The 17,342-nt window shown below is 62.0% G+C and carries 15 protein-coding genes; 6 read left to right on the top strand and 9 right to left on the bottom strand.

The annotated features are described in order from the left end of the window. The first annotated feature begins 61 nt into the window (after positions 1 to 61). Together NPS47_RS22885 and NPS47_RS22880 are read left to right on the top strand one after the other, a co-directional pair. Positions 62 to 967 carry a LysR family transcriptional regulator gene (locus NPS47_RS22885; protein ID WP_274297033.1) on the top strand — a complete coding sequence of 302 codons (906 nt, stop codon included), beginning with the start codon at positions 62 to 64 and terminating at the stop codon, positions 965 to 967. A 101-nt stretch (positions 968 to 1,068) separates the two neighbouring features. Next, a complete protein-coding gene (locus NPS47_RS22880) occupies positions 1,069 to 1,515 on the top strand; it encodes a cupin domain-containing protein (protein ID WP_274297032.1) in 447 nt (148 codons plus the stop codon). A gap of 10 nt (positions 1,516 to 1,525) precedes the next feature. On the opposite strand, the gene NPS47_RS22875 is transcribed toward NPS47_RS22880, so the two are convergent. Then, the gene (locus NPS47_RS22875; RefSeq protein WP_274297031.1) at positions 1,526 to 2,695 is read right to left on the bottom strand and encodes an alkaline phosphatase family protein; all 1,170 of its coding nucleotides are present in this window, start codon (positions 2,693 to 2,695) and stop codon (positions 1,526 to 1,528) included. A gap of 160 nt (positions 2,696 to 2,855) precedes the next feature. Between NPS47_RS22875 and NPS47_RS22870 the strand changes: the two genes are divergently transcribed. Then, entirely contained in the window at positions 2,856 to 3,716 is an 861-nt protein-coding gene (locus NPS47_RS22870; protein ID WP_274297030.1) for a shikimate dehydrogenase, read from the top strand. 73 nt (positions 3,717 to 3,789) lie between these two features. On the opposite strand, the gene NPS47_RS22865 is transcribed toward NPS47_RS22870, so the two are convergent. Further along, the gene (locus tag NPS47_RS22865; protein WP_274297029.1) at positions 3,790 to 4,458 is read right to left on the bottom strand and encodes a TetR/AcrR family transcriptional regulator; all 669 of its coding nucleotides are present in this window, start codon (positions 4,456 to 4,458) and stop codon (positions 3,790 to 3,792) included. A gap of 76 nt (positions 4,459 to 4,534) precedes the next feature. Beyond that, positions 4,535 to 6,442, bottom strand: coding sequence for a 3-dehydroshikimate dehydratase QuiC (quiC, locus tag NPS47_RS22860; protein ID WP_274297028.1), 1,908 nt, complete (start codon positions 6,440 to 6,442; stop codon positions 4,535 to 4,537). A 303-nt stretch (positions 6,443 to 6,745) separates the two neighbouring features. On the opposite strand from quiC, the gene NPS47_RS22855 reads away from it, so the two are divergent. Further along, positions 6,746 to 8,083, top strand: a complete 1,338-nt coding sequence (locus NPS47_RS22855) for an MFS transporter (protein ID WP_274297027.1) — start codon at positions 6,746 to 6,748, stop codon at positions 8,081 to 8,083. On the opposite strand, the gene NPS47_RS22850 is transcribed toward NPS47_RS22855, so the two are convergent. The 4 genes from NPS47_RS22850 to pcaH all read right to left on the bottom strand — a co-directional run bounded on the left by NPS47_RS22850 (position 8,080) and on the right by pcaH (position 11,320). After that, positions 8,080 to 8,958, bottom strand: a complete 879-nt coding sequence (locus NPS47_RS22850) for a DMT family transporter (protein WP_274297026.1) — start codon at positions 8,956 to 8,958, stop codon at positions 8,080 to 8,082. The two genes, NPS47_RS22855 and NPS47_RS22850, sit on opposite strands and share 4 nt — an antisense overlap. 140 nt (positions 8,959 to 9,098) lie before the next feature. Beyond that, positions 9,099 to 9,875, bottom strand: a complete 777-nt coding sequence (locus NPS47_RS22845) for an IclR family transcriptional regulator (RefSeq protein WP_274297025.1) — start codon at positions 9,873 to 9,875, stop codon at positions 9,099 to 9,101. Between the two features lie 108 nt (positions 9,876 to 9,983). After that, a complete protein-coding gene (pcaG, locus tag NPS47_RS22840; RefSeq protein WP_274297024.1) occupies positions 9,984 to 10,589 on the bottom strand; it encodes a protocatechuate 3,4-dioxygenase subunit alpha in 606 nt (201 codons plus the stop codon). An 11-nt stretch (positions 10,590 to 10,600) separates the two neighbouring features. Beyond that, a complete protein-coding gene (gene pcaH, locus NPS47_RS22835; protein ID WP_274297023.1) occupies positions 10,601 to 11,320 on the bottom strand; it encodes a protocatechuate 3,4-dioxygenase subunit beta in 720 nt (239 codons plus the stop codon). A gap of 200 nt (positions 11,321 to 11,520) precedes the next feature. Between pcaH and ypfJ the strand changes: the two genes are divergently transcribed. Together ypfJ and NPS47_RS22825 are read left to right on the top strand one after the other, a co-directional pair. Further along, complete coding sequence (ypfJ, locus tag NPS47_RS22830; protein WP_274297022.1) at positions 11,521 to 12,402, top strand: KPN_02809 family neutral zinc metallopeptidase; 882 nt, start codon at positions 11,521 to 11,523, stop codon at positions 12,400 to 12,402. 201 nt (positions 12,403 to 12,603) lie between these two features. Next, positions 12,604 to 14,523 (top strand): methyl-accepting chemotaxis protein, encoded by a 1,920-nt coding sequence (locus NPS47_RS22825; RefSeq protein ID WP_274297021.1) that lies wholly within the window; start codon positions 12,604 to 12,606, stop codon positions 14,521 to 14,523. 128 nt (positions 14,524 to 14,651) lie between these two features. Here NPS47_RS22825 and ggt read toward each other — a convergent pair whose 3' ends face one another. Then, positions 14,652 to 16,319: a gamma-glutamyltransferase gene (gene ggt, locus NPS47_RS22820; RefSeq protein ID WP_274297020.1), complete on the bottom strand. Its 1,668-nt coding sequence runs from the start codon at positions 16,317 to 16,319 to the stop codon at positions 14,652 to 14,654. A 117-nt stretch (positions 16,320 to 16,436) separates the two neighbouring features. Beyond that, positions 16,437 to 17,333, bottom strand: coding sequence for a LysR family transcriptional regulator (locus tag NPS47_RS22815; RefSeq protein WP_274297019.1), 897 nt, complete (start codon positions 17,331 to 17,333; stop codon positions 16,437 to 16,439). Positions 17,334 to 17,342 lie beyond the last annotated feature (9 nt).

Below are 17,342 nucleotides of genomic sequence, written 5' to 3'. Positions count from 1 at the left end.
CAGGCGCCGGCTCTGCCAGCGCCTGCAACGGGCCGCAGACCTCAAGGAGCATCGCCCTCTGATGGACCAGTTCAGCGCCATGCAGTCCTTTCGCCGCGTGGTCGAGCACGGCAGCTTCAGCGCCGCTGCCGCGCTGGCGGGCCAATCCCATACGGTGCTGTCGCGGCAGGTGAAGAACCTCGAACGACAACTCGGCAGTCAGCTGCTCAACCGCACCACCCGACGCCTGCAACTGACCGAAGCGGGCGCGCTGTTCTACCGCCACTGCGTACAGATTCTCGATCAGATGGAGGCCATGACGCTGGAGCTTTCCGAGCACCAGCAGCAACCCTCCGGCACCTTGCGCCTGAGCGTGTCCAGTGCGTTTGGCGAACTGGAACTGGGGCACTGGTTACCGGCCTTCGTCGAACGCTTTGCCGAATTGCAGATTGAACTGAGTTGTACCGACCGCTTCGTCGATATGCTCGATGAGGGCATCGACCTGTGCCTGCGGGTCACCGATCACTTGCCGGACTCCAGCCTGGTGGCACGCACGCTGGCGCCGAGTGAAGTGATACTGGTCGCTGCACCGTCCTACCTCAAGCGCCTGCCAACTGCCATCACGGCCGACAACCTGGGCGAACATCCGCTGCTCGGCTACAACCGCCTCGCGCAACCGCAGCGCCTGCGCCTGGTCGGGCCATCGGGCAGCCAACGCGAAGTGGTGATGCCCAGTCGTGTCAGCGCCAACTCGCCGATGGCGTTACGGGCCGCCGCCATCGGTGGCCTGGGCATCGCCAGCTTTGACCGTTTCATCGTCCACGACGCCTTGCAGGATGGCCGCCTGGTGCAACTGCTTCCGGACTGGCAACAACCCGCACGCACCCTGTATGCGCTCTACCCGCAAAGCCGTTACCTGGCGCCCAAGGTTCGCGCGCTGCTGGATTACCTGCAGACCTACTATCAGGCACCACGCTGGCGGAAGTGATTGGTGCAAAGAACGCACAAGTCATGCGTCATTGTGTGCGTATTTCTGCATAAAGCGCTCCAGTAACCTTCGCGCACTCCACTCAACGAAGGTTATCCCCAATGAAAGCCCTGAAAGCCTCGCTGTCCGGCCTGATCCTGGCTGCCTCTGCCGCTACCGTGTTTGCCCAGAGCGAGATCAAAGCAGAAACACTGATCTCGGTGCCCAACGCCGCGCTGCAGTGGCAGGCAGTCCCCAACACCAACGGCGCAGTCACTTACGCCAATACGGAAGGGGATATTTTCGGCAAGGGCGACTACTCGGCCTTTGTCACCTTCAAGGCGGGCACCGACAACGGTCTGCACCGCCACAGCCAAAGCCTGCCAACCGTGGTCCTGAAAGGCACTTTCTACGCCGTGATCGACAAGGTGCGCACCGAGTATCCAACGGGTTCGTACTACAAACTGCCGGCCAGCCTGGTGCATGAAAGCGGCTGTACCGCCGCGGCTGATTGCCTGCTGTTCCAGTACCAGGCCGACAGTTTCGACCTGGTACCGGTGAAAGGCTGAGTCCGTTCCGTCAGCCCAGCCCCGAGCACATCAACAAGGGCACCTGCTGGTCTTCATCCGTCAGCGCCCCATGGTGCCCTCGCCATTGACTGGCGTGCTTCTCCACTTCGCTGCGAATAATCCCGCCCGCCCCGGTCGGCACCACGATCAGATCGCCAATCCGTGCCTCGGCCTGACTGAGCAGCACATCGCCGAACAAGCCTGCGGCAATCGCCTGGGCCTTGGACAACACCCGGTAATCCTCGCCCAGGCGATTCTGCCAGCGCTGGTGCACACGGTCCTGCTGGGTCGGCACGTACAGGTAGCGCGCGCGGATATCACCGGCGATGGCGCGCACGCCCTCCTGCAACACCGGGTCGAGGTCGAAGTCACGCACCTGGTCACTGTCCAGCGCCAGCATGCCATGGTCGGCAATGACCATCAGTTGCACCCGCTCCGGTAGCTTGCGGGCGATGGCCTGAGCCAGCTGGTCGGCGATTTGCAGTTGCTTGAGCCAGCCCTCGGAGCCCGGACCGAACAGGTGCCCGGCAAAATCCAGGTCGCCGAAATAAGCAAAACAGAAGGCCGGCTCTTCAGTCGCCAGCGCTGCATTGATCAGTTCCGGGTAGGCGTCATAAGCCGGGGCCGGGAGTATCCGTCCGGCCTTGTAGATCGCCTGGCTGAACGCCGAGCTGGCATAGCGGCCAAGCATGACTGTGCTGATGGCAATGCCCTGCGCGCTGGCCTGGCTCCAGGCATCCGGCGGCACGATGAACGATTCCGGCGCCGGTGCCGCGCCTGGCGGTGCTTCGGTTTGCAGTGCAGCCGTGGTCCACGACAAGGGCGACAATTCGGTCTGCTGATCCAGCGCGAAGCTGCAGCCGACAATGCCATGCGCGCCGCTGCCAAGCCCCGAGGTCACCGAGGCCAGGCTGGTGGCGGTGGTCGCCGGGAAGCCCACGCGAAAATGCGCATCCGCCTGCATCAATGAGGCGAGAAATGGCGCGTGCCGGGCATGTGCCTGGAGCAGGTTCCAGCCCAGGCCGTCGATCAACAGCAAGCAGGTCGCCTGCGAGCGATCCAGGCGAAAGCTGTTGCGAAAGCCCTGACCACCGAGGGCGGCGAAGATCGACTGGGTCAGGTTGGCCAGGCCCGGCCAGGTTTCACCCAGCAACTGCGAGTCGTTGAACGGCATTGCCATGTCTCCCTCCGTGGTCCGGTACGAATCAACAGGTGTAGCACAGGCTGTGCGATCAGCGCACAGAAAAACGCCCTCGGCCGCGTTCATCGATTGACCAAATTAACCAAACGGTACATTTTCAGAGCCAGCCACTTCCCAAGAACAACAATGGAGTTTTCTCATGAATCCGGCCCCCTCTCCTGGCATCCTCGCCGGCCTGATCGGTGCAGGTATCCAGGCCTCACGCACTCCGGCACTGCATGAGCACGAAGGCCACGCCCTGGGTCTTAACTACCTGTACCGGTTGATCGACCTGGACCAGTTGAAACTCGACAGCAGCGCTCTGGAGCAACTGCTCAGCGCCGCCGAAGCCATGGGCTACACCGGCCTGAACATCACCTTCCCGTGCAAGCAGGCCATCCTGCCGTTGCTCGACGAACTCTCCGCCGAGGCCCTCGGCATTGGTGCGGTCAATACCGTGGTGCTCAAGGACGGCAAGCGTATCGGCCACAACACCGACTGCCTTGGGTTCGCCGAAGGTTTTCGCCGCGGCCTGAGCGACGCGCCACGCCGTCAGGTGGTGCAGATCGGCGCGGGTGGCGCCGGGGCTGCGGTAGCCCATGCGCTGCTGGCCGAAGGGGTCGGGCAGTTGACCGTGTTCGATGTCGAAGTGGCTCGGGCTCAGGCGCTGGTGGATAACCTCAATGCGCATTTCAACGGCAGCCGCGCCCGCGTCGGGCATGAGCTGAGCAACGCGCTGAGCGAAGCCGATGGGCTGGTCAACACCACGCCGATGGGCATGGCCAAACTGCCGGGCATGCCGGTGCCCAAGGCACTGCTAAGGGCTGATCTGTGGGTGGCGGAGATCGTCTATTTCCCGCTGGAAACCGAGCTGCTGCGCGAGGCCCGGGCCTTGGGTTGTCGCACCCTGGATGGGTCGAACATGGCAGTGTTTCAGGCAGTGAAGGCGTTTGAGCTGTTCAGCGGCTTGCAGCCGGATGCGGCGCGGATGATCGAGCACTTCAATAGCATGGGCGGCTGAAAAGCATCGCGGGGCAAGCCCGCTCCCACAGGTGCTGTTCATTCGGTGGGAGCGGGCTTGCCCCGCGATTCGGTCAGGCCTGCAAAAACTTCAGCACCGACTCGCAAATCATCTCGCGATGCCGCGCCTTGAGCGCCGCATCCTCGAAATCGACCTGGAAGATCTCGCCAACGGTGTTGCGGTTCGACACCCGATAGAAGCAGAACGAACTGATCAACAAATGCACATCCAGCGCCTCCAGGCCCTGACGGAAAACCCCCTCGGCGGCCCCGCGGTGGAGGATTTCGTCCAGCGCATTGAGCACGGTCTTGTTCATCGAGCGAATGGCCGAAGAGCGCTTCACATACTCGCCGTGATGCAGGTTCTCGTTGCAGACGATACGCACGAAATCGACGTTGCGATCATGGTGGTCAAAGGTGAACTCCACCAGTCGGCGAATGCCCTGACGCGGCTCCAGTTCCGCCAGATGCAGACTGCTCTCGGTGTTGCGGATATCGCCGTAGAGCTTCTCCAGTACCTCGACGTACAACTGTTCCTTGCTGTTGAAGTAGTAGTAGATCATGCGCTTGGAGGTCTGGGTGCGCTCGGCGATGGCATCGACCCGGGCGCCAGCCAGCCCTTGCTGGACGAACTCGCTGATCGCCGCCTGGAGAATGTTCTCGCGGGTCTTTTCCGGATTGTTCTTGCGCCCCTTGCGCGCCACGGATTCCGGGGCGTCGCAGCGTGCTGGAGTAGTGGTCATACGGGACTCGTGGCCAACGGTTAACCCGGTGATTATGAGCCCCGGGGGATAAGGAAGAAAGCCTGCCGGCCCCGCCCTACAAGCGGGCCTGTGCCGGGGCGCCCGCACGGGCCTTGGCCATGGCCGCCAGACGCACGGCAACGTTGGCTGCGCCGTAACCACTGTAACCATTGCGCCGCTGCAGGACTTCGAAGAAAAAGCGCTCCTCGAACGCTTCGGTGTACACGTGAAACAGCTCGCCGCCCTGGGCGTCACGGTCATAGAGCACGTTGTAGTAGGCCAGCTCGCTGAGGAATTCGTCGTCGAAATCAAAGCGCGCCGCCAGGTCGTCGTAATAGTTGAGCGGGATGTCGAGCAACGCCACGCCGGCCTCCTTGGCTTGCTTGACCGCAGCAAAGATGTCGTCGCAGTCGAAGGCGATGTGGTGCACGCCCGAGCCGCGATAATGCGACAGCGCATGGGCAATGGCCGTGTTGCGGTTTTCCGAGATGTTCAATGGCAAGCGGATCGAACTGCATTGGCTGCGCAGCGCTCGGCTTTTTACCAGGCCATAGGGATCAGGCAGCACCACTTCATCATCGGCGCTGAAGTCCAGCAGGCTTTTGTAGAACAGCGCCCAACTGTCCAGGCCATCGGCCGGCAAGGCCAGGGCCATGTGATCGATGCGCTTGAGGCCGAGGCTGTTACCCGAGCTTGGCATCAGGCTGAAATCGGTATCGTAGATGGTCCGCCCTTCGGCGTCCTGATCGACCAGGTAGATCAGGCTGCCATCTGGCGCACGCACTGCCGCCAGCTCACGCTCGTTCGGCCCGACCAGGCCACGGTACGGCTGGCCATGGAAAGCCACCGCACGGGCCAGCGCCTGGGCGCTGTCCTTGACCCGGATTGCCGTGGCGCACAAGGACGGGCCATGGCTTTCGAAAAAGTTGTGGGCAAACGAATAGGGCTCGGCGTTGAGGATCAGGTTGATATCGCCCTGGCGCAGCAAACTGACATTCTTCGAGCGGTGGCTACCGGCACGGCTGAAGCCCAGGCGTTGCAGCCAGTTACCCAGTTTGGCGCCGAGGGCATCGTCAACGGCAAACTCCAGAAACTCGATGCCGTCGTAGGCACTGGCTGGCGGTGGTGCGAACAGGCGCTCGTCCTGCGCTTGCGCGGTCTGTTGCTCAAGACGCTGGCGGGTCTTTTCCTCCAGATACAGCAGCGAACGCAGACCGTCGGCGGCATTGGCCCGCGGCGGTGCGGCGCGGAAACCGTCATTGAAGATTTCCAGCGACAACGGCCCGCGATAACCGCTGGCCAGAATCGGCGCCAGAAAGCCCGCCAGGTCGAACTCACCCTGCCCCGGGAAGCAGCGAAAATGCCGGCTCCACTCCAGCACATCCATCGCCAGCAGCGGTGCATCGGCCATCTGCACGAAGAAGATCTTGTCACCGGGGACCTGGGCGATCGCCCGCGGGTCGCCCTTGAGCGACAAGGTATGAAAACTGTCGAGAATCATCCCCAGGCTGGCATGGTCTGCGGCCTGGACGATGTCCCAGACCTGCTGCCAGGTGTTCACATGCCGGCCCCAGGCCAAGGCTTCGTAACCGATGCGCAGATCGCGGGCCCCGGCACGCTCGGCCAGCAGGCGCAAATCGTCGACCAACACCTGGCGCTCGCCCAGTGAATCAGCAGCCACGTTGCTGCACACCAAGACCAGATCGGTCCCCAGTTCCTGCATCAGGTCGAACTTGCGTTCAGCGCGGTCCAGGTTGCGCGCCAGGCGCTCACGACGGCAGCCTTCGAAGTCACGAAACGGCTGAAACAGGGTAATTGCCAGGCCCAGGTCAGCACAGCGCTGGCGGATTTCCCGCGGGCTGCCGGCGTAGTAGAGCAAGTCATTTTCGAAGATCTCGACCCCGTCAAAGCCCGCGGCGGCAATGGCGTCGAGTTTTTCCGGCAAGGTACCGCTCAAGGACACGGTGGCAATTGAACGCTGCATTTTTTATGGCTCCGATGGGCAGGCAAAACCCGGATGCTGCGATTATTGGCGCTGCACACTTTTTGCTCAATTGAAAACGTACTAACCAGTTAGTTTTGTGTTCGATTATCGCCCATAATAGCGTTCAACGAATTGACCCTTTTTTGACCACAGGCGCACCATTTCGACACCGGGCAGCGATGCTCGACGCGCCAAAAGCGCCTCGACCCCTGCCGTTTCAAACGACCGCCGAGCACCCTGGCGTCCGTAGCGTTGCGTGACCAAGGCTTGACCCATAAACATAAAAATACGGGTAACCCTCCCATGATCCATTCGCACAGTTCCCGCATAGCCCAGCCGCTGGCCAGCACCCCGCACGCCGGCATCGGCGACAAGATCCGTGGCGCCATGGCGGTCGGCACGACCCGTTGGGCCATGCTTGCCCTGGTGTTCTTCGCCACCACCCTGAACTACATCGACCGCGCCGCCCTGGGCGTCATGCAGCCGATCCTGGCCAAGGAAATGAGCTGGACGGCGATGGATTACGCCAACATCAACTTCTGGTTCCAGGTCGGTTACGCCATCGGCTTCGTCCTCCAGGGGCGGTTGATCGACCGCATCGGCGTCAAGCGCGTGTTCTTCTGCGCGGTGCTGCTCTGGAGCCTGGCCACCGGCGCCCACGGCCTGGCCACTTCGGCGCTGGGCTTTATGGTCTGCCGCTTCATTCTCGGCCTGACTGAAGCCGCCAATTACCCCGCCTGCGTCAAGACCACCCGCCTGTGGTTTCCGGCCGGCGAACGGGCGGTGGCCACCGGCATTTTCAACGCCGGGACCAACGTCGGGGCGATGTTCACCCCGATGCTGTTGCCGCTGATTCTCACCGTCTGGGGCTGGCAGGCCGCATTCATGGGCATGGCCGCACTGGGCCTGGTGTGGGTGCTGTTCTGGGGCCTGAAGTACTTCAACCCGGAAGACCACCCAACGGTCAGCAAGGAAGAACTGGCTTACGTGAGCGAAAGTGAACCGGAACAGGCCCGCGTGCCCTTCTCGCGGATCCTGCGCATGCGTGGCACCTGGGCCTTCGCCCTGGCCTACTCGATGACCGCGCCGGTGTTCTGGTTCTACCTGTACTGGCTGCCGCCGTTCCTCAACCAGCAGTACAACCTGGGCATCAGTGTGACGCAGATGGGTATCCCACTGATCGTCATCTACATCAGCGCCGACTTCGGCAGCGTTGGCGGCGGCATTCTTTCGTCGTTCCTGATTGGCCGTGGCATGGCGCCGGTCAAGGCTCGCCTGCTGTCGATGCTGCTGTTCGCGATCACCATCATCGGCGTGATTTTCGCCGCCGGCGCCAGCAGTTTGTGGGTGGCGGTACTGGCCATCTCCCTGGCCATCGCCGCACACCAGGCCTGGACCGCCAATATCTGGAGCCTGGTGATGGACTACACGCCCAAGCACATGATGAGCACGGTGTTTGGTTTCGGTGGCATGTGCGCGGCCATCGGCGGGATGTTCATGACCCAGCTGGTGGGCTACATCCTGACCACCACCAACAATAACTACACCTTGCTGTTCACCATGATCCCGGCCATGTACTTCATTGCCCTGGCCTGGATGTACCTGTTGGCCCCGCGCAAGGTGCCGAAGGTCGAAGCCTAAGGCTTGCGCTGCAACCAGGCAGCGCCCAGCCCGCTGAGGCAGATCAGCGCGATACCGACCAGCCCGGCCAGGTCCGGGCTGTGTCCGAACAGCACCAGGCCGAGTATCCCGGCGAAAACGATCTGACAGTAACTGAACGGTGCCAGCATGGCCGGTGGCGCGAGGCGGAAGGCCTGGGTCAGAAACAGGTGCGCAGTCATCCCGCAGGTGCCCAGCGCCACCGCCATCACCCCGTGGATCAGGCTCGGCGTTTGCCAGAACATCGGCACGATGGCACTCATCACCAACGTATTGAGCACCCCGGCAAAAAAGTTGCTGGTGGTCGGGCTGTCGATGCCGCTGAGCTTGCGGGTCAGCAACTGGTAGAAACAGAAACACAGCGCCGAACCGAAAGGCAGCAGCACGGCCGGGGTGAACAGCGCACCGCCGGGGTGGATGATCACCGTCACCCCGACAAAACTCACCAGCACCGCCACCCACTGGCCACGGGTCACCTTCTCGCCCAGCAACGGCAGGGACAGTGCCGTCACCAGCAAGGGCGCGAGGAAGTTGACCGCCGTCGCTTCGGCAAGCGGGATGTACTGCAAGGCGGTGGTAAACAGCAGACTGGTGCCGAGCAGACACAAGGCGCGCAAGGCCTGCAGCCCCGGCCGCCGCGTGCGCAACACGCGCAACCCGGACTGCGGCAGGAAGATCGCCATCATCAGCAGGGTGTGCACCAGATAGCGGGCCCAGACCACCCAGAGGATCGGATAGAACCCGGCCAGGTACTTGGACAGAGCGTCATGACTGGCAAACAGGAACATCGCCAGCACCACCAGCAAAATGCCCCGCAGTGGCTGTCTGGCATCGCTGAGCGCAGTGGGACGGGGCATGGGGTGCAATCTCGGGGAACTGAAATTTCAGTTATTTAGAACTGAGTTCCAGTTTTATTGCAAGCACAATCATCGCGGGGCAAGCCCGCTCCCACCGGCATAGTGACACCCTGGTGGGAGCGGGCTTGCCCCGCGATGAATCAAACAAACAATTCGGACGCAGGACTGGCCGCCGACAACTCCGCCGCCGCCGCCAGCAGTACCGGCGCCAACGCGTGCATTCGTGCTTCACTCATCCGCGCGCTGGGCCCGGCGACGCTGAGCACCCCCACCGTATGGCCATCCACGGGATGGCGGACCACGGCGGCCAATGCCGAGGTGCCCACCGCCGAACTCTCGACCACCCAGGCGTAGCCATGCTCACGGGCAAGGCGCAGGCGCTCGAGCAGTTCAGCAGTGGAGGCAGGAGCGTTGGGGCCGAACTCCTCGCGCCTGGCAATGCCCTGACGTTCGACCAGCTGTAAGGCCTCATCATCAGTCAGGCTGGACAGCCAGGCGTGTCCGGAAGCGGTGTAGAACAGCGGCGCATCACGGCCCATGTCCGGGTCATAGCGCAGCCCCGAACGCGCGCCCTGGGCCTTGGCGATCCAGGTCTGGCGATCACCGTCGACCACACCCAGGCGCACTAGCTCACCGGTGTTGTGGGCCAGCTCATCAAGAATCGGTTGAACGATGTCGGCGCCGCTGCTGGCCAGGTAACGAAAGCCCATGGCCACCAGGCGAGTGCTCAGGTGATAGCGGCTGCTCTCCAGGTTCTGGCGCACATAGCCCAGACGCATCAACTCGGCGAGCATGCGATGGGTGGCACTCTTGGGAATGTCCAGCTCTTCGGCCAGGGTCTGCAGGGGCAACCCGCGCGGTTCGCTGGTAAGGCGTTCGAGAAGACTGAACGCGCGTTCGATCTGACTGCCGGCCATGGTCATGGTCCCTGAAATTTGTGCCGATTTTAAAGAGCCACGGCGAAAGCGCAAATTTAAAGGGACAGGCGCAATCGCGGGGTAAGCCCCGCGATCGGAACGCACACATCAGAAGTCGAAGAACACCGTCTCACCTTCACCCTGAATGCGGATGTCAAAGCGATAGGCCAACTTGCCATCCACCTCACAGCGGGTCGCCACCAGGGTCTCGCGCCGTTGCGGCTGCTCGATCAGGTTGAGCACCGGGCACTGGGCGTTGGCCTGGGCCTCGTCATCGAAGTACAGACGCGTCTGCAGATGGATGTTGATCCCGCGGGCAAACAGGCTGACGTTGATGTGCGGCGCCATCGGTACACCGGCGGCATTGCGTACTACACCGGGTTTGATGGTGTGCAGGGTCCACTCACCGGCATCGAACGTGGTGGCGGTGCGACCGAAACTGTTGAACGCTTGCTCCAGATTGAAATCGCCCTGGTACTGGCCATTGTGATCGGCCTGCCAGAACTCCAGGAACGAATCCCTGACCAGATGACCGTTACCGTCATAAACGTTGCCGAACACCAGGATATGCTCACCCGGCGCATCGGTCCGGGCCATGCGGTTCCAGATCTCCTGGTCGCGAGCCGGGTTGCCGGCGGCCTCCAGGGCCAAACCAATGTGCACATACGGGCCGGCCGTCTGCGAAGGGGTTTCCGGCAGCAATTGAATAGGCATGGGAAACCTCCTCAGCGGTTTTCGAAGTGGGTTTTGCGCTGGCCGCGCAGAACGATGTCGAAGCGATAGGCCAGGCAATCCATCGGGTTGGCGTTGCTCATGTCCAGCCGCGCGATCAGGCTCTGTACCGCGTCAGGATTGGCGATCGACTTGACGATCGGGCACATCGGGATCAACGGATCACCTTCGAAATACAGCTGGGTAATCAAACGAGTGGCAATCGACGGGCCACTGATCGACACATGGATATGCGCCGGACGCCAGTCATTGGGGCCATTACGCCAAGGGTACGGACCCGGCTTGATGGTGCGGAAGCTGTAGTAACCCTCGCTGTCAGTCAGGGCGCGGCCGACACCACCGAAGTTGGGGTCCAGCGGCGCCAGATAGCGGTCGTTCTTGTGACGGTAGCGGCCACCGGCGTTGGCCTGCCAGATTTCCACCAGGGTATGCGGGACCGGTTTGCCGTACTGGTCGCAGACCCGCCCGGCAAGAATGATCCGCTCGCCAATGGGCAGCCCGCCGTTGTTGAAGTTGAGCAGCAGATCATGGTCATGCTGGCCGAATTTCAGGTGGGAAAAGTCCGGGCCTGTGCTTTCGCTGATCGACTGTGGAATGCTCACCAGGGCCTGACGCGGCGAACGGGCAATGGAGGTTTTGTAATCCGGAGTAAGGGCCTTCGGGTGCCAGTTGCGATCACGGATTGCGAAGCGACTATTGTCTTGCGCAGACATGCCGTTCTCCTGTCTTGGAATTATTGGAACGCCTGGACGTGGCCGGCGAGCTTGCAGTTTCCGGTATGTTCGGCCAGAGGAATATTGAAAATAACCCTAACATGCATAACCAAATGGTTATGTCTCTATCAGGAATCTGACAGAGCGACACGCGGTGAACTAATCTTTGTGCTCATGTTTCCAAGCGCGGGAGAGCACTCATGCAATGGCGAAAAGGCAGGCGTAGCGACAATGTCGTCGATGCCCGTGGCGAGGGTGGCGGCGGCATGCGCTTCGGCGGAGGCAAGGGCCTGAGCATCGGTGCGATCCTGCTGATCGTCGGCATCGGCTGGATAACCGGGCAGGACCCGCTGCAGATCCTTGGCCAGTTGACCGGGCAGATGGGCCAGCAAACTGCACCGGTCAGCACCGACACCGGCAAGGCACCACCAGCCAACGACGAACAGGCCGAATTCGTCGCCTCGATCCTCGGTGACACCGAAGACACCTGGCGGGCAATCTTCGCCCAGGCCGGTCGCCAGTACAAAGACCCGACCCTGACCCTGTTCAGCGGCCAGATCAATTCGGCCTGCGGCTTCGCCTCCTCGGCGGTCGGCCCGTTCTATTGCCCGGCCGACCAGAAGGTCTACCTCGACATGAGCTTCTTCCGCGAAATGGAACAGCGCTTCGCGGCGGCCGGCGATTTCGCCCAGGCCTATGTCATCGCCCACGAAGTCGGCCACCATGTGCAGACCCTACTGGGCGTGTCGGCCAAAGTTCAAGCCGCGCGTCAGCGGGGTGAGCGGATGGAGGGCGACAACGGCCTGCTGGTGCGTCAGGAACTGCAAGCCGACTGCCTGGCCGGCGTCTGGGCGTTCCAGGCCCAGCAACGCCTGAACTGGCTCGAACCCGGCGACATCGAAGAAGCGCTGAACGCCGCCAATGCCATTGGCGACGACCGCCTGCAACAGAAAGGCCAGGGCCGGGTGGTGCCGGATTCCTTCACCCATGGCACCTCGCAACAGCGTGTGCGCTGGTTCAAGACCGGCTTTGCCAAGGGCGACATCAATCAGTGCGACACCTTCACCATTCGCTCGCTTTAACCCCTTCCTGCTGATCCGCGGCAGCCCCAATCGACTGCCGCGGAAAAACCCGGTTACGACCACTGATCTTTTTTGCTGAAAAAGCGTTTCAGCTCCGGCGCTAGCCGCCGATATACCCTGCTCAGAAGATCGGCTGGCCTTCAAAAACAACAACCTTCCAGCGATATGGATCAAGAAGCACAACATTCCTGGAGGGATCGTATGAATAGCTGGTTTGCCAACATCAGCGTCAACCTGAAACTCGGCCTGGGCTTCGGCCTGGTGCTGCTGCTCACCAGCCTGCTGGCCCTGACCGGCTGGAACAGCATGGGTGGGCTGATCGATCGCAGTAACTGGATGAGCGACATCACCCAGCTCAACGGTGACCTGACCGACCTGCGTATCACCCGCCTGCAGTACATGCTGACCAACGGCGACGATGCCGCTGCCGGCGCTGTCCAGGTCAAGTTGAATGCCTTCAGCGAACAGCAGCAAAAACTGCTCAAGACCTTCAAAAGCCCGGAAAACGTCAAGTTGCTCCAGGAACTGGGCCAGACCATCAGCGCGTATCAGATCTCGATCAACAAGATGCGCGCCGGCTACAAAACCAGCCTGGCTGCGCGGGATGCGATGAACCTGGCCGCTGCGCGCGCCATCGAGCTGGTCGAGGCGATCAACCGCGACATCCTCGCCCTGCCTGAAGGTGACGCCAGCCGCCTGGAGCAGTTCCGCACCATCACCCAGGCCAAGGAACAGTTGTTCCAGGTACGCCTGGCCGTGCGCAGCTATATCGCCGACATCAGCAGCGAAACCGAGCAACTGGCGCTGCGCCAGCTCGATGGTGCCCTGGCCGAGATCGCCAGCCTGAACCGTCAGATGCCGAACGAAGCCGCACGCATTCAGCAGTTCGAAAGCGCAGTGCTGGCCTACCGTGACGCCGTGCGTCAGTTCCGCGATGCCACTGCCGATGTTGCCGTCGCCCGCCAGGAAATGACCGTACAAGGCGCGACCATCGTCAAGATCAGCGATGCGCTGTACAAGATCCAGCTCGAACGCCGTGACAACGAAAGTGCCCAGGCCCGTACCCTGCAGCTCACCGCTACGTTGCTGGCGTTGCTGGTCGGTGTGCTGGCCGCAGTGATCATCACCCGCCAGATCACCCGCCCGCTGCGCGAAACCCTGGCCGTGGTGGAAAAGATCGCCGCCGGCGACCTTACCCACAACCTGCGCGTCACCCGTCGCGACGAGCTTGGCGTGCTGCAACAGGGCATCCAGCGCATGGGTTCGACCCTGCGCGACCTGATCAGCGGCATCCGTGATGGTGTCACCCAGATCGCCAGCGCCGCCGAAGAGCTGTCGGCGGTGACCGAAGAAACCAGCGCCGGGGTCAACAGCCAGAAAGTCGAGACCGACCAGGTCGCCACCGCCATGCACGAAATGGCCGCCACCGTGCAGGAAGTCGCGCGTAACGCCGAACACGCTTCATCTGCTGCAACCGACGCCGATGCGCAAGCGCGAGCCGGTGACCAGGTAGTTGCCGAGGCGATCAGCCAGATCGAACGCCTGGCCGAAGAAGTGCACCGCTCCACTGAAGCCATGGGCCTGCTGCAGCAGGAAAGCCAGAAGATCGGCAGCGTCATGGACGTTATCAAGTCGGTGGCTGAACAGACCAACCTGCTGGCGCTCAACGCCGCCATCGAAGCGGCCCGTGCCGGTGAAGCCGGACGTGGTTTTGCCGTGGTTGCCGACGAAGTTCGCGGCCTGGCCCAGCGCACACAGAAGTCCACCGAAGAGATCGAAGAGCTGGTCGCCGGCCTGCAGAGCGGTACTCAGCAGGTGGCCAATGTGATGCTCGGCAGCCGCAACCTGACCGACAGCAGCGTCGAGCTGACCCGCAAGGCGGGTGCCTCGCTGGAAAGCATCACCCGCACGGTGTCGAACATCCAGTCGATGAACCAGCAGATCGCCGCGGCGGCCGAGCAGCAGAGTGCGGTGGCCGAACAGATCAGCCGCAGCATCATCAATGTGCGCGATGTGTCGGAACAGACGGCGGCGGCCAGCGATGAAACCGCGGCCTCCAGTGTTGAGCTGGCGCGTCTGGGTAATCAGTTGCAGACCATGGTCAGCCACTTCCGCGTCTGACTGTTGCTTGAGGTAGTCAAATCCCTGTGGGAGCCGGCCTTGCCGGCGATTCCCGACGTAGCCGGACCAGGGGCGCCAAGCGCCCCATCGCCGGCAATGCCGGCTTCCACAGGTTAACCAAGCTTCGCTTACTTAACGACCTGCCCTACCCCACGCCCACGCGGATCGGAAGCAGTCTCCAGCGCTGCACCGTTCACACGGATCGCCTGGATATCGCCCATCTCCCAACCCTGATCTTCCAGGGTGTAGCCCATCTTCTTCAGCTCATCCGCAACCTTGCCGGTCAGCGGCGCATAAGCGTCAAAGTAAATGGTGTCCTTAGGCAGCAACTGGTGATGCACGCGCTGCGCGGCTACAGCCTTTTCCAGCGGCAGGTTGTAGTCATACAGGTTGTTCAGCACCTGGAAGATCGAGGTAAAGATCCGCGATCCGCCCGGCGTGCCCAGCACCAGGGTAACCTGGCCGTCACGGGTAACCAGGGTCGGCGCCATGGACGAAAGCATACGCTTGCCCGGCTCGATGGCGTTGGCATCACCGCCGACCACGCCGAAGGCGTTGGCCACACCCGGCTTGGAACTGAAGTCGTCCATCTCGTCGTTGAGCAGGAAGCCTGCGCCTTTGACCACCACACCACTGCCGTAGTCCCAGTTCAGGGTGTAAGTGTTGCTGACCGCGTTACCCTGCTTGTCGACAATGGAGAAGTGCGTGGTCTGATGCGGCTCCAGGCCCGGACGGACTTTCTCGGTGTCGGAGATGGCGCTCGGATTGACCTCCTGGGCCCGCTTGGCGATGTAATCTTTGGCGATCAGCTTATCGACCGGCACCTTGGAAAAATCCGGGTCGCCCAGGTAGTCGGCACGGTCAGCGAACACGCGCTTCTCGATTTCCGCCAGCAGGTGGATATAGCGCGCCGAGTTCAGCTCGACACCCTTGAAGTCCGCCGCACGGTTTTCCTTGATGCCCAGCAACTGCGCCAGAGCGACACCGCCAGAGCTTGGCAGCGGCGCGGTATACACCATATTGCCGCGCCACTCGATGCCCATCGGCTCACGCCAAACCGCTTTGTAATCCTTGAGGTCGTCTTTGCTGATCAGGCCGTTGTCGGCCTGCATCTGCGCGACCAGCAGGTCGGCGGTCTTGCCCTGGTAGAACTCGCTGACGCCTTTGTCGGCAATGCGTTCCAGGGTTTGCGCCAGCTCCGGCTGCTTGAAGGTCTCGCCGACTTTCATGCTGCCGAAGTAGTCGTTGAAGTTGGTGCTGTCCTTGAACAGGCCCAGCGCATCTTCGCGGTATTGATACTGCTTGGCAGCAATCTTGAAACCGTTCTTCGCGTAGCCCACTGCCGGGGTGATCAGTTCCGCCCAAGGCAGCTTGCCGAACTTCTGATGCGCCTCCCACAAGCCCATCACCGTACCCGGCACGCCAGCGGCGCGGGCACCGACCAGGCTCAGGTTCTCGATGATCTCGCCCTTTTCGTCCAGGTACATGTTGCGGCTGGCAGCCTTGGGCGCCACTTCGCGGTAGTCGAGGAAGTAGGGTTTGCCGTCCATGTACAGGGTCATGAAACCACCGCCGCCGATGTTGCCGGCTTCGGGGTAGGTCACGGCCAGGGTGAAGGCGGTGGCGACTGCGGCGTCTACCGCGTTACCACCCTTCTTGAGAACTTCGGCGGCCACCTGTGCACCATATTGATCGGGTGCGGCCACCGCGCCGCCTTCCAACGTCACAGCGTAAGCCGATGAACTGGCGAGTATCGCGGCACTCAGGCCCAGGGTTCGGAACATCACAACGCGCATGAGAGCTTCCTTGGTGTTGTTTTCGTTGAACAGCCATTAAGGCTGATGTCAGAAAACTAATCAAACACCGCAGAAAAAATCGCCGCGCGCAGGAAGGCTTTGTCGCACCGGGAGCGATCAGCAGGCATAGACCGCCAGCTTGTGCTGGATGAAATCGAGGAAGCACTGAATGCGCAGGGCCAGCTGCGAGTTGCGGTAATACACCGCGTTGATCGGTTGCCGATAGCCGCTATTGTGCTCGGGCAAAATCACCTGCAGACGGCCGGCACGAATATCTTCGTGAGTCATGAAGTGCGACAGGCAGGCGATACCCTCGCCAGCCAGGGCCAGCTCACGCAAGGTTTCGCCGCTGGAAGCCGACAGGCTCGGGCGGATCAGCAGGCGATCACCTTCGACATGGCGCAATGGCCAATGGTTGAGGGTTTCGGTCTGGGTAAAACCGAGCAGCGAATGTGCCTGCAGGTCTTCAACCCGCTCCGGTGTGCCATGGCGCGCCAGGTACTCGGGACTGGCCAGTACATTCAACGGGCTGCAGCCGAGGGAACGGGCATGCAGGCTGGAGTCGGCCAGCTCGCCGATGCGAATGGCGACATCAGTGCTCTGTTCGATCAGGTCGATGATCAGGTCGCTGGTGTTGAGTTCAAGCTGAATCTGTGGGTACAACGCACGAAACTCGCCGACCCAGGGCACGATGGCATGCAGCATGAAGGGCAAGGCGGCATTGATGCGCAGGCGTCCGGAAGGCGTCTGGTGATGCACCGACAGGTGCTCTTCCAGCTCATCCATCTGTTGCAGGATCGCCTTGGCCCGTTCGAAGAAGAACCGCCCTTCTTCGGTCAGGTCCATGCGCCGGGTGGTACGGTTGATCAGCGTCGTGCCGAGCTTGGCCTCCAGGCGCGACAGGGTCCGGCTGATCGCCGAAGGCGTCTGCTCGCTCTGCTCGGCGGCGGCGGAAATCGAGCCGCACTCGATCACCGAGACGAACACCTGCAATTCATCGGACCTGGCTTTCACGGCTGTACC

Source organism: Pseudomonas putida, from assembly GCF_028682475.1.
Classification (GTDB): domain Bacteria; phylum Pseudomonadota; class Gammaproteobacteria; order Pseudomonadales; family Pseudomonadaceae; genus Aquipseudomonas; species Aquipseudomonas putida_AG.
Note: the sequence above shows the minus strand (reverse complement) of the source record. Positions and strands in the feature narration are given on the sequence as shown.